Genomic DNA, 11,419 nt, shown 5'->3' on the forward strand with positions numbered 1-11,419 from the left:
CACCAGATCCGCGCCCGCCTCGGACAGCCGGAGCACCCGCAGCGGCGCACCTCCGACGAGCACCCGGCCGAAGCTCCGCGTGCCCGGATCGAACCGCAACCAGAGTTTCACGCCGTGAAGCCTCCGTCGGCGTGCACGACGGTGCCGGTGATCGCCGAGGCCTGTTCGCCGCACAGCCAGCAGACAGCCGCCGCCACCTCGTCCGGTTCGAGCAGCCGTTCCACGAGCTGGTGCTGTGCGAACTCCTCGACGTCGCCGAGGTCGTAGAGGTCCGCGGTGGCGTCGAGCATCGCGGTGCGGGTGGAGCCGGGCGACACCGCCGTGGCGGTCACCCCGGTGCCGCGCAGATCCGTGGCCAGGCCCCGGATCAGCCCGACCACCGCGTGCTTGGCCGCGTTGTACCCCGCCAGATGCCACAGCCCCCGGTGCGCCGCCGCCGAAGCGAGCGCGACGAACCGGCCCGAGCGGGGCTGTCCGCGGCGCAGCAGCGCCGGGACGGCGGCGCGGGCCAGGTTGAACACCCCGCGCACCCCGGTGTCGAACAGCGCGTCCCATTCGGCGTCTTCGGTCTCCCACAACGGTTTTCCGCCCGCCATGAGCGCCGCGGCGGCGACCGCGGCGTCCAGGCCGCCGAACTCGCGCTCGGCGAGCGCGACGGCCTCGGTCAGCGCCGCGGGGTCCCGCACGTCGGCCACCACGTCGAGGACCGAACCCGGCCAGCGGTGCGCCAGTGCCGCGAGCTCCTCCCGCCGCGCCAACGGATACCGCGCGCCGGGAAGGTCCGCGCACACGTCCACCGCGACCACCCGCCAGCCGTCGACGGCGAGCCGGTCCACCACGGCGGCGCCGATCCCGCGGGCCGCCCCGGTGACCACGGCGACCCGGCTCACGACAGGTACCCGCGTTCGCGCAGGTAGTCCAGCAGCTCGCGGGCCGCCTCGGCGGGGGTCGGCGGCCGGAGCACCTTCGGTGGCGTGCGTTCCACGAGCGCACCGGTGAGCGCGAGCAACCGCTGGTGCGGTTCGGCGCCTGCCGGGGCGGGCAGGGCACGGGGACGAGGCCGGTACGGCCGCACCACACCATCGGGACCGTGCCCGGACGCGGCGTCCACAGGGGCTACGGCGGGCACCTCGGCGCGCCGCGCGGCGAGCACGGCGGGCAGGGGGGCACGCCGTAGCAGCGTGCCCGCCGGTTCCACCGAGCAGACCGCGGGCAGGCTCACGGCCAGCCGTTCCCGCCGCCCGCCGTCGAGCCGCCGCAGCGCCCGCAACCGGCCGTCCTCCACGCTCAGCTCCAGCAGGCCGAGCGCCTGGCAGGCCCCCAGTTCGTGCGCGAGGAACGCGGGGGTGCCGCCGGTTCCGCGATCGGCGGAACGGTCGCCGCAGACCACGATGTCCGGCCGGGCCGGCAGACCGGCGGCCAGCAGACGGGCGGTGTCGTGCCCGTCCTCACCGACCGTCCGGCCCGGCTCCGGCCCCTCGATCCGCAGCACCTCGTGCGCCCCGGCGGCCAGCGCCTCCCGCAGCATCTCCTCCGCCGCCGGGGGCCCGACCGTCACCGCGAGGCACCGGCCACCGAACGCTTCGGCGAGCCGCAACGCGTGTTCCAGCGCGGCCCGGTCGGCGGCCGAGGCCCCACTGGTCCTGGCGTCGGTGCGCACCTCACCGGTGAGCGGGTCCACCGACGCGCGCTGGTCACTCCAGCGCAGAGCAGCCGCGACCAGCATTCTCGTCTCATCCCTTCCTGAAGACGACGCCGTGGCCGCCGTCCGGGTAGCTCCAGCTGATCGCACCCTCGTTGTTGCAGATCTGGTAGCAGGTGCCGCATTCGAAGCACTGTTCGTAGTTGAACAGGATGCCGCCCTCGCTGGTCGGCACGAACAGGTCGGCCGGACAGGCGTGCACGCACGCCTTGGTGGTGCAGGAACGGCAGATCTCGGTGTCCACGGTGATGTGCGGGCGTTCGGCCACCCGGAACTCCACAGTGGACATCACGTCGTCGAACGCCCGTTCCTGGTAACGCCGGTCGGTCATCGCAGTCCTCGCATTCCGGTCCAGGTGTCACGGACGAGATCCCGCAGGCGGACCCCGTTGTCCTTGGCGCTGCGCCGCAGGAGCCTGCGCAACCCCGGTTTCGGCCGCGGATTGTCCACCTGGAACATTCCCTGGACCAGATCGCACACCAGGCCGGGGTAGTTCCGCTGCATCCGGTCCGACAGCACCAGCCCGGGGAAGTCCCGCAGCCTGCGGTGGTCGGCCAGGACGAACGAGGACTCCAGCATCTTCCGGTATCCGGCCAGCCCACGCCGCGAGGTGTCCCCGGCGCCGATCGCGGCCGCCGCGGCCCGGCCCGCGTACATCCCGGCGCCGAGCGCGAAGTTGACGCCCTCCAGCCAGATCCCGGCCGCCAGGCACATCGCCGCGGCGTCCCCGGCGATCAGGATGCCGTCCCCGGCCAGCTCCGGCATCGACCGGTAGCCGCCCTCCGGGATGAGGTGCGCCGAGTACTCGATCTGCTCGCCGCCCCGGATCAGCGGGGCGATCGCCGGATGCCGCTTGAGTTCGGCCAGGATCTCCTCCGGGCGGGTCTTCGCCTCGCGCACCCCGGTCAGCCCGAGCACCACGCCGAGGCTGATCGATTCGAGGTTGGTGTAGAGGAAACCACCGCCGGGGATGCCGCGCGTGCAGCCGAGCATCTCGATGTCCACCCCGTCGCGGCCGCTGATCGCGAACCGTTCTTCGAGGGTTTCGCGGGGCAGCGCCAGTGTCTGCTTCACGCCCAGGGTGAGGTGCTCGGCCTGGTGCTCGTCCGGGAACATCCCGGCTTCCTTGGCCAGGAACGAGTTCACGCCGTCGCAGGCGATCACCACCCGGGCCCTGAGATCGCCGTCGGGCCGGTCCGTGCGCACCCCGGCCACCGCCCCTGAGGCATCCTTCAGCAGCCCGGTGACCACGGTGGAGGTCACCAGCACCGCGCCCGCTTCCACCGCCTGCTCCGCGAGCCAGCCGTCGAGATCCGCCCGGAACGCGGTCGCCCCGTTGTACGGGGGGCGGCCCCAGTCCTCGGTGCGGAAGTCGACGGTGAGCGCCTGGGACGGGGTCATCACCATCGTCGAGCGCCGGGTCACCCAGCGCTGCACCGGCATCCGCTCCCACCACCGGGGGATCAGCTCGTCGAGGACGCGGCCGTAGACCACGCCGCCGTAGACGTTCTTGGCCCCCGGAAACGGGCCGCGCTCGACCAGCGCGACGGACAGTCCGGCCCTGGCGGCCTCCAGCGCCGCGGCCGAACCGGCAGGCCCGGCGCCGACCACCACCACGTCGAACACCGGGGTCGCCGCGGTCGCGGTGAGCTCGTCCTCGCCGAGCACCACGGACTTCGAACCGGGACCCGCGTGGGTCATGACCGCACCTCCAGCATTCGGGCCAGTTCGAGCAGCACGGCCTGCGCGTCCGCGACGATGCCCAGGTCCGCCATCGCGGTCATCGGGCACGAAGGATCGATGTTGATGCTCACCACGTGCGCCGGAGCGCCGAGCCCGCCGATGTGCTGCGCGGCCCCGGAAATGCCGAACGCCACGTACAGCTCGGGCTTGACCACCACCCCGGTGGTGCCGATCTGGCGCTGGTAACCGGTCCAGCCCGCGTCGGTGACCACGCGGGTCGCGCCGACCGAGGCCCCCACGACCGAGGCCACCCGGCCCAGCAGGCCGACGACCGCCGGGCCGTCGAGTTCGCCGTGCCCGAGCCCGGCCCCGGCGCCGAAGATCCGCGGTGCCTCGGCCAGATCCACCGTGCCCGGCTCGGGATCCAGGACCTCCAGCACGGTCACGTCCGGTGTGCCGTCCGGCTCTGGCAGCGCCAGTTCGGTGAGCACGGCCGGTTCCCCGGCGGGAGCGGCGCCTCGTGCCCCGGGCCGCAGGGTGGCCACGAAGGGGCCGTCCACGGCCAACCTGACGCAGGCGCGGTCGTCCCAGCGGGCCAGCTCCGCCCCGTCGCCGGTCACCCGGATCGCACCGGGCAGCAGCGGCCGCCCCAGTCCGGCGGCCAGCCGGGGCGCCAGATCGCGGCCGTCCGGTGAGGAGGGCAGCAGGATCCGCTCGGTGCGGGACAGCACGGCGGCCAGTTGCCGCGCCCAGCGGCCGGGGGCGAACAAGCCGTTCTCGGCCAGCCGTCCGTTCCGCAGGGAGACCAGCTCGCCCGCGGCCTCCTTCACGCCGGTGCCGACCAGCAGCGCTTCCCCACCGGCCTCCGCGACCGTCTCGTCCGCGCCCAGCGGCAGCACCCCGTCCCGCACGACGATGACGGCGATCGTGTGCACAGGTCCGTTCACAGGGCCACCCCCGCCCGGTGTCCTTCGATCACCGCGGCGTGGGCGCGGCGCGGGGTCAGGCAATCCCCGGCCCGGTGCACCGGGAACGGGGCGTCCCTGAGCTGCTGCCACAGCTCGTCCTCGGGGGCCTGATGCGTCGCGCACACCACCCAGTCGCATTCGAGCTCGGTGGTGGTGCCCGTGGTGTGGGTGAGCACCTGCAGTGCGACCCGTCCGTCCTTTTCGGACGCACCGAGCACGACCTCGTCGGTGTGCTGGGAAATTCCCTTGGCGTGGGCCCGCACGTTGAACGTCTCCATGTCCAGGGTGATGCCGAGGTCCTGGCCGACCACCATGCCGGAGGTCGAGATCCGGACCCGGCAGCCGCGGTCGGCGAGCAGTTCGGCGACCGAGGTCGCCTGGTGGAACCCGAGATCGTCGATCACGACGACCTCGCCCTCGGGCGCCGCGCGGCCCTCCAGCACGTCGCGCACGTCCACCACCCGGTCCAGCCCGCCCGCCCAGTACGGCGCCTGCGGTTTCGCCCCGGTGGCCAGCACCACCGCGTCCGGCGCCTCGGCGCGCAGTTCGTCCGCGGTGACCTCGGCGCCGGTCTTGACGTCCACGCCGTAGCGCTGGCATTCGGCGAGCAGGTTCCGGACCACGTCGAGGAATTCGGCGCGGCTGGGCACGCTCGCGGCCAGCGCGACCTGCCCGCCGGTGTGCTCCCGGCGTTCGAACAGGGTCACGTGGTGCCCGCGCTGCGCGGCCGTGGAAGCGGCCTGCAGCCCCGCGGGCCCGCCGCCCACCACCAGCACCCGCTTCGGCCGCGGGCCCGGCGGGGGCAACGGGACGCTTTCCCGGCCGGTGCGCGGGTTTTCGATGCAGCCCAGCCAGCGGTTGAGCCCCATCCGGCCGACGCACTCCTGGTTGCAGGACAGGCAGGTGCGGATCTCGGTGGCGTGGCCCGCCCGCGCCTTGGCCACGAAGTCGGCGTCGGCGATCTGCCCGCGGACCACGCCGACCAGATCGCAGTGCCCCTCGGCGAGCGCCCGTTCGGCCTGCACCGGGTCCTTGATCCGGCCCACCCCGATCACCGGCAGCCGCACGGCCTGCCGGATGGCGTTGGAGATGAACAGCGCGTACCCGGGCGGGATGGCCATCGAGGCCTCGATCATGAACAGGGTGGAGGTGGCCACCCCGATCGAGGTGTTGATGTAGTCGACCTTCCCGGTCGCCTCCACCATCCTGGCCACCTCGACCGCTTCGCCGATCGTCGTGCCGCCCTCGATCAGCTCGTCACCGCACAGCCGCACACCGAGCGCGCGGCCCGGCCCGATCGCCTCGCGCACCGCGTCGATGATCTCCAGCAGGATGCGCGCCCGGTTGGCCAGCGAACCGCCGTAGGCGTCGGTGCGCAGGTTCGTCGCCGGGGACAGGAATCCCCGCACGATCGAGGAATGCGAGCACTGCAGTTCCACCCCGTCGAAACCGCCCTCGGCGCAGTGCCCCGCGACGGTGCCGTATCCGGCGACCACCTCGGCGATCTCGTGGGTGTCGATGGCCTTGGGCACCTCGCGGAACATGGGGTCGGGCACCGGCGAGGGTGCCCAGACCGGCAGCCGCGAATACATCGACGAGGCCTGCCCGCCGTTGTGGTTGAGCTGGGCGAGGATCGGCACCCCGTGCGCGTGGACCGCCTCGGTGATGCGGCGGTAGCCCGGGACTACCGAACGGTGGAAGCCGTGGATCAGCTTCTCGTACGGCCAGTCCGTCCGGTGCGTCGAGTGTTCCTCGGTGATGATCAGGCCGGCACCGCCCGCCGCACGGGCGGCGTAGTACTCGGCGTGCTGCTCGCTGGGCAGCCCTTCGGCCGCGTAGTTGGTCAGGTGCGCGGAGAACACGATCCGGTTGCGCACCACCAGCGGACCGACCCGCAGCGGGGCGAACAGGTACTTGTACCGACCGCCGGTCATAGCAGGATTCCTTCCCGGGACAGCGCCATCGCCGCGCGACGGCCCTCCAGGATCGCTTCGTGCACGGTGCGGGGAGCCACGCAGTCGCCCGCGCGCCACCGGCCGCCGAGGGTCTCGTCCGGCAGCCTGTGTCCACAGTGGATCACGACCGCGCAGGGCAGCTCGCGCCGCTGCGCGGTGAACCGGTCCTGGAGCACGACGTGACCGTCGTGCACCTCACGCAGCACCGACCGCTTGGCGAGTGCCACCCCGGCCCGCTGCAGCCTCGCGTTCGCGTCGGCGAGATCGCCGGTGAGCGCCAGCTGGGTGCCGATCACCTGGTCCTGGCTCACGATCGCGGTCTGCCTGCCCTGGGCGGCCAGCAGCTCCGCGACCCCGGCGCCCACGTAGTCGCCCACCGGGTCGGCCACCACCACCGGCCCGTCCGGCAGCGCCGCCCCGGACAGCAGGTCCACGACGTCGAGCACGGTGCCCCCGTGGACGGTGTAGTTCCGGGGCCCGGCCACCGATCCGGTGGCCACGATCGCCTCCCGGTCCGGTGCGCTCACCTCGACCCCGGTGGAGATGCGCACCCCGAGGCGGCGCACCTCGCCCTCCAGCCAGTCGGCCAGCCGCGCCAGCCGTTCCCGGCCGCCGACCTTCGCGGCCACGCGCAGCAGGCCGCCAAGGCGGTCGGAGCGTTCGGCCAGTTCGACGCGATGCCCGCGCAGCGCGAGCACGCGAGCCGCCTCCAGCCCGGCCGGGCCGCCGCCGATCACCAGCACCGCACGCGGCGCGTCCGTCCCGGTGGGCGCGGGGTCCTCGGTCTCGTGGCCGCTGCGGGGTTCGCCGATGCAGGCGACGATCGGGTTGCGGTTGTCGCGCACGCGGCATTTCTGGTTGGACAGCACACACGGACGTACCGCGGCGCCGGACCGCACCTTGGCGACCAGTTCCGGATCGGCGATCTGCGCACGGGTCATCTCGACCAGGTCGGCGACCCCGTCGCCGAGCGCCCGCCCGGCCTGGCCGGGATCGACCACACTGCCCTGCAGCACGGTCCGCGTCCGCCCGTCGACCGCCTCGGTGATCCCGCGGCACAGGTCGAGGTTGAACCCCGGTTCGGTGTGCAGGTCCGGCCGGGTGGCCGACGAGCTCATCGCCGAACCCCGCACCGGCACCAGGTAGTCGACAAGGCCGGCGAGGTCACGGACGAGCACGGCGGCCTGCTCCGGGGTGATCCCGGCCCACGGGGCCAGTTCGTCGCACGACAACCGAAGGCCCACCACACGGCCCTCTCCCAGAGCTTCCCGTACCACGCCGAGCACCTCGCGCAGCAGCAGGGAACGGTCGGCGCCGTAGGCGTCGCCGCGCTGGTTGGTCAGCCCCGACGCGAACTGCCTCAGCAGCGAGTACTGCCCGGCATCGATCTCGACACCGTCCATTCCGGACTCCGCGGCGAGCGCGGCGGCATCGGCGAAACCGGCCACCAGCGCGGCGATGTCCGCCTCTTCCATTTCCATCGGCAGTTCCCGGCTCGCCACGTCCGGCACGCGCGACGGCGCCCACAGCGCGGACTGGCTGTAGGCCGAGGAGCCCTGGGAACCGGCGTGCCCGAGCCCGGCCAGCACGAGCGTCCCGTGCGGACGGCAGGCGTCCACAATGGAGGACCAGCCGGGTCCGGCGAGCGCGGCGAGCGGTGCCCGCTCGTACGGCCAGTCGGAGTCGTGCACGCTCGCGGTCTCGGTGACCACGATCCCCGCACCGCCCGCGGCGCGGGTGCGGTAGTAGGCGACGTGCCGGTCGGAGAACACCCTGCCGCGGGCGAGGTTCGTCTCGTGCGGGCCGAACAGGACGCGGCTCGGCGCCGTCCGTCCGGCCAGCTCGACCGGGGCGGTGAGCGCGCTCACCGGAGACCGGCGAGTGGACTGGTGTCACACGCCCGGTCCGGCCGTCCGCCCTGGGGCGGACCGAAGCCGATCGCGACCGGGACCGCCCGCCGCTTGCGGTGCGAATGGTCCACATCGGACCGGGGCGGGGGCGCGCCCACGGTCTGCAGCGCGCGTTCCCCGTGGCCCTGCACGCATTCCGGGTCCGGGCCATCGAGCGGCAGGCCGGTGAAGAACTTGGCGGCCATGCAGCCGCCCTGGCAGGAGTCGTACGCCGAGCACGACGTGCAGGCGCCCCCGGTCTGCGGCCCGCGCAGCCGGGTGAACAGCTCCGACTCCGTCCACACGCGAGCGAAACCGCCCTCGTCCCGCACGTTGCCCGCCAGGAACTCCTGGTGGATGGCGAACGGGCAGGCGTAGACGTCGCCGACCGGGTCGATCAGGCACACCACCCGGCCCGCCCCGCACAGGTTCAGGCCCGGCAACGGGTCCGACCCGAGCGCGTTGAGGTGGAAGAACGAGTCGCCGGTGAGCACCTTCTCGCCGCGCGCGACGAGCCAGTGGTACAGCTCGAGCTGCTGCTCGGCAGTCGGGTGCAGTTCGTCCCACACGTCGGCGCCGCGGCCGGAGGGCCGCAGCCGCGTGATCCGCAGTTGCGCGCCGTAGGTGTCGGCGATCTCGGCGAACCGGTCGAGCTGGCCGACGTTCTGGCGCGTCATCACCACGCTGAGCTTGAAATCGCGGAAACCGGCGTCGGCCAGGTTCGTCATGGCGCGGATCGCGGTGTCGTACGAGCCGGGGCCGCGTACCGCATCGTTGACCTCGGCGGTGGCCCCGTCGAGCGAGATCTGCACGTCCACGTAGTCGGTCGCGGCGAGCCACCGGGCCCGTTCCGGGGTGAGTTTGACGCCGTTGGTGGAGAACTTCACCCCCACCTGGTGGTTCACGGCGTACTCGACGAGTTCCCAGAAGTCCGGGCGCACGGTGGGCTCACCGCCGCCGATGTTGACGTAGAAGACCTGCATGCGCTGCAGCTCGTCGATGACCGCCTTGCACTCCTGGGTGCTCAGCTCCCTCGGATCCCGTCTGCCGGACGAGGAAAGACAGTGCACGCAGGACAGATTGCAGGCGTAGGTGAGTTCCCAGGTCAGGCAGATGGGCGAGTTGAGCCCATGCTTGAAGTGCTCGACGAGCTTCATCGCACGTCCTTCTCGATCGGGGATTCGGCAGCGCCGGACCGGCACGGATCCGGCACTGTTTCCGGCGTGGTCAGCGCCGTTCGATGGTGCCGGTCTCCGCGAGGCCGGCCAGCGCCTTCAGATAGCCGGGGCGCTGGTCGTCCGGCACTCCGGCCGCGTCCAGCGCGGCATGCACGTCGGGCTGGTCCGCGAGACCGCGGACCACCTCGACGAGCATGGGGGTTTTCAGGAACGAAAGCCTTCGGGTGCCGAAGTCGTAGGCGAGCGCGCCGAACGGTTCCGGCCGGAGCGCGACCCGTGGTGAGCACCGGTAAGGCTGATCGGGTTCGAACATGGACAACGGGGGCTCGGCGGACGGGCTCAGTAGACGCCGCACATGCCGTCGATGGAGACCTCCTCGACGAGCAGATCCTCTTCCACCAGAGCGTCTTCGCGCGCCTGCGGAGCCTGCTGTGCCTCGGACATGGGATGCTCCCTTCGTCGGGTCGCCTCGATGCGACCGGCGTCACCGAGAATAATGGCACCGAGTGCCGAATGGAAGGGGTCATGAGCGATCCGCTGACAACGCGGTCCGGGCGCAGGCCGATCACCTCACGCGCCGAGGTCGAACACGCCGCCTTCGAACTGTTCGCCCGTCAGGGATTCGAACGCACCACGATCGACGACATCGCGCGCGCCGCGGGAATCGGGCGGCGGACCTTCTTCCGGTACTTCCCGTCCAAGAACGACATCGCCTGGGGTGACTTCGACGGGGAACTGCAGCGGATGCGCAAGCGGCTCACCGGCTACCCGCCCGAACTCCCGCTGTTCGAGGCGATCCGCTCGGCGCTGGTGGACTTCAACCGCATCCCGCCCGAGGAGGCGCCCTGGCACCGGCGGCGGATGGAACTCATCCTCACCACGCCCGCGCTGCAGGCGCATTCCGCGCTGCGGTACGCCGACTGGCGGCAGGTCCTCGCCGAATTCGTCGCCGGACGGCTCGGCATCACCCCGGACTCCCTTGCACCCCAAGCCATCGCGTACGCCGTACTGGGCATCGCGCTGGCCGCCTACGAACAGTGGCTGCGGTCGCCGGAGTCCGACCTGGCCGACCTGCTGGCCGCGGGGCTGACCGAACTCGGCGCCGCGATCCGCTGACGGGCACACTGGCATCCGGGAGGCGGAGCCGGAAGGGGCGGGAACGCGATGGCCATCGGTGACACCCTGCTCGCCCGCGGATCCGAGGCGATCAGCCCGACCGGGCACTACACCGGCTACGTCTGGGTCCGCAACGGACTGGCGCCCGCCGCGCTGGCCACCCCCGAGGGCAGGCTCTTCTACCACGCGCTCGAGCCGGCGATGACGGCCAGCAGGCTGCTCGGCGGGCCGACCTTCGAGGATCTGCTCCTGGCCCGCCACCGGGTGCTCGACGCGCTACTGGCCGGCCCGATCGAACGGGGCGAAATCGGCCAGGTGGTCGAGATCGCCGCCGGGCTGTCCGCCCGCGGGTGGCGGTTCACCCGGCGGTACGGGGACAAACTGACCTACGTGGAGGCGGACCTGCCGGGGATGGCCTCCCGCAAGCGGCGGCTGCTGGCCCGGCTGGGCGGGCAGGCCCCCCGCGTCGCCGTCGTCGACGCGCTGCGCGAAGACGGGCCGGACAGCCTCGCCTCCCTCGCCCGCACCCTGGACGAGGACACCGGCACCGCCATAGTCACCGAAGGGCTGCTGAACTACTTCGACACGGCGACGGTACGACGGATGTGGGGCCGTTTCGCGACCGTGCTGCGGCGCTTCCCCGTCGGGGCCTATTTCGCCGACCTGGTCCCCGCCCCGCACGGCTGGGCACTGGCACCGCGGCTCGGCACCGGCATGATCGCGGTCGCCGTCCGGGGGCGCGTACACCACCCCTTCGCCGATCCCGCCGCGGCCATCGCCGCCCTGCACGAGGCGGGTTTCCCCGCCGCCGAGGTGCGGCCCGCGACCGACCACCCGGCGTCCGGCCTCGACACCGCCGGCGCGCGCCTCCCCCACATCATCGACGCCCGGACCTGACGCCCCTCCCTCCTCCCCGGAGGGGCTGGGG

At 72.8% G+C, this 11,419-nt stretch carries 12 protein-coding genes; 2 read left to right on the forward strand and 10 right to left on the reverse strand.

Features of this window, described 5'->3' with window-relative positions; genetic code table 11:
• Positions 1-107: 107 nt before the first annotated feature.
• The 10 genes from FNH05_RS20910 to mftA all read right to left on the reverse strand — a co-directional run bounded on the left by FNH05_RS20910 (position 108) and on the right by mftA (position 9,819).
• A complete protein-coding gene (locus tag FNH05_RS20910; RefSeq protein WP_144590401.1) occupies positions 108-890 on the reverse strand; it encodes a mycofactocin-coupled SDR family oxidoreductase in 783 nt (260 codons plus the stop codon).
• Entirely contained in the window at positions 887-1,726 is an 840-nt protein-coding gene (locus FNH05_RS20915; RefSeq protein ID WP_144590402.1) for a mycofactocin-associated electron transfer flavoprotein beta subunit, read from the reverse strand. Before FNH05_RS20915 ends, FNH05_RS20910 begins: the two co-directional genes overlap by 4 nt.
• Before the next feature lie 7 nt (positions 1,727-1,733).
• Positions 1,734-2,033, reverse strand: coding sequence for a ferredoxin family protein (locus FNH05_RS20920; RefSeq protein WP_144590403.1), 300 nt, complete (start codon positions 2,031-2,033; stop codon positions 1,734-1,736).
• Positions 2,030-3,403: an FAD-dependent oxidoreductase gene (locus tag FNH05_RS20925; protein ID WP_144590404.1), complete on the reverse strand. Its 1,374-nt coding sequence runs from the start codon at positions 3,401-3,403 to the stop codon at positions 2,030-2,032. The genes FNH05_RS20920 and FNH05_RS20925 overlap by 4 nt, the downstream gene beginning before the upstream one ends.
• Positions 3,400-4,332, reverse strand: a complete 933-nt coding sequence (locus FNH05_RS20930) for a mycofactocin-associated electron transfer flavoprotein alpha subunit (protein ID WP_144590405.1) — start codon at positions 4,330-4,332, stop codon at positions 3,400-3,402. Before FNH05_RS20930 ends, FNH05_RS20925 begins: the two co-directional genes overlap by 4 nt.
• Positions 4,329-6,287 (reverse strand): mycofactocin system FadH/OYE family oxidoreductase 2, encoded by a 1,959-nt coding sequence (locus tag FNH05_RS20935; protein WP_144590406.1) that lies wholly within the window; start codon positions 6,285-6,287, stop codon positions 4,329-4,331. Before FNH05_RS20935 ends, FNH05_RS20930 begins: the two co-directional genes overlap by 4 nt.
• The gene (locus FNH05_RS20940) at positions 6,284-8,176 is read right to left on the reverse strand and encodes a mycofactocin system FadH/OYE family oxidoreductase 1 (protein WP_144590407.1); all 1,893 of its coding nucleotides are present in this window, start codon (positions 8,174-8,176) and stop codon (positions 6,284-6,286) included. The genes FNH05_RS20935 and FNH05_RS20940 overlap by 4 nt, the downstream gene beginning before the upstream one ends.
• On the reverse strand, positions 8,173-9,354 hold the full coding sequence (gene mftC / locus FNH05_RS20945) for a mycofactocin radical SAM maturase (protein WP_144590408.1): 1,182 nt from the start codon (positions 9,352-9,354) through the stop codon (positions 8,173-8,175). The genes FNH05_RS20940 and mftC overlap by 4 nt, the downstream gene beginning before the upstream one ends.
• Positions 9,355-9,424: 70 nt before the next feature.
• Positions 9,425-9,688 carry a mycofactocin biosynthesis chaperone MftB gene (gene mftB / locus FNH05_RS20950; RefSeq protein WP_144590409.1) on the reverse strand — a complete coding sequence of 88 codons (264 nt, stop codon included), beginning with the start codon at positions 9,686-9,688 and terminating at the stop codon, positions 9,425-9,427.
• 26 nt (positions 9,689-9,714) lie between these two features.
• On the reverse strand, positions 9,715-9,819 hold the full coding sequence (gene mftA, locus FNH05_RS20955; protein ID WP_144590410.1) for a mycofactocin precursor MftA: 105 nt from the start codon (positions 9,817-9,819) through the stop codon (positions 9,715-9,717).
• 81 nt (positions 9,820-9,900) lie between these two features.
• Here mftA and mftR point away from each other — a divergent pair, with 81 nt between their 5' ends.
• Both mftR and FNH05_RS20965 read left to right on the forward strand, forming a co-directional pair.
• On the forward strand, positions 9,901-10,491 hold the full coding sequence (mftR, locus tag FNH05_RS20960; protein WP_246127865.1) for a mycofactocin system transcriptional regulator: 591 nt from the start codon (positions 9,901-9,903) through the stop codon (positions 10,489-10,491).
• Positions 10,492-10,539: 48 nt separating this feature from the next.
• Complete coding sequence (locus FNH05_RS20965; RefSeq protein ID WP_144590412.1) at positions 10,540-11,388, forward strand: class I SAM-dependent methyltransferase; 849 nt, start codon at positions 10,540-10,542, stop codon at positions 11,386-11,388.
• Positions 11,389-11,419: the final 31 nt, after the last annotated feature.

It is taken from the genome of Amycolatopsis rhizosphaerae (assembly GCF_007713715.1).
In the GTDB taxonomy this organism is placed as follows: Bacteria; Actinomycetota; Actinomycetes; order Mycobacteriales; family Pseudonocardiaceae; genus Amycolatopsis_E; species Amycolatopsis_E rhizosphaerae.

Bases quoted from the DNA above. Each gene is read 5' to 3' on its own strand.
- FNH05_RS20915 (WP_144590402.1), bottom strand. From the start codon at position 1,726: ATGCTGGTCGCGGCTGCTCTGCGCTGGAGTGACCAGCGCGCGTCGGTG.
- FNH05_RS20920 (WP_144590403.1), bottom strand. From the start codon at position 2,033: ATGACCGACCGGCGTTACCAGGAACGGGCGTTCGACGACGTGATGTCC.
- FNH05_RS20925 (WP_144590404.1), bottom strand. From the start codon at position 3,403: ATGACCCACGCGGGTCCCGGTTCGAAGTCCGTGGTGCTCGGCGAGGAC.
- FNH05_RS20935 (WP_144590406.1), bottom strand. From the start codon at position 6,287: ATGACCGGCGGTCGGTACAAGTACCTGTTCGCCCCGCTGCGGGTCGGT.
- mftC (WP_144590408.1), bottom strand. From the start codon at position 9,354: ATGAAGCTCGTCGAGCACTTCAAGCATGGGCTCAACTCGCCCATCTGC.
- mftB (WP_144590409.1), bottom strand. From the start codon at position 9,688: ATGTTCGAACCCGATCAGCCTTACCGGTGCTCACCACGGGTCGCGCTC.
- mftA (WP_144590410.1), bottom strand. From the start codon at position 9,819: ATGTCCGAGGCACAGCAGGCTCCGCAGGCGCGCGAAGACGCTCTGGTG.
- mftR (WP_246127865.1), top strand. From the start codon at position 9,901: ATGAGCGATCCGCTGACAACGCGGTCCGGGCGCAGGCCGATCACCTCA.
- FNH05_RS20965 (WP_144590412.1), top strand. From the start codon at position 10,540: ATGGCCATCGGTGACACCCTGCTCGCCCGCGGATCCGAGGCGATCAGC.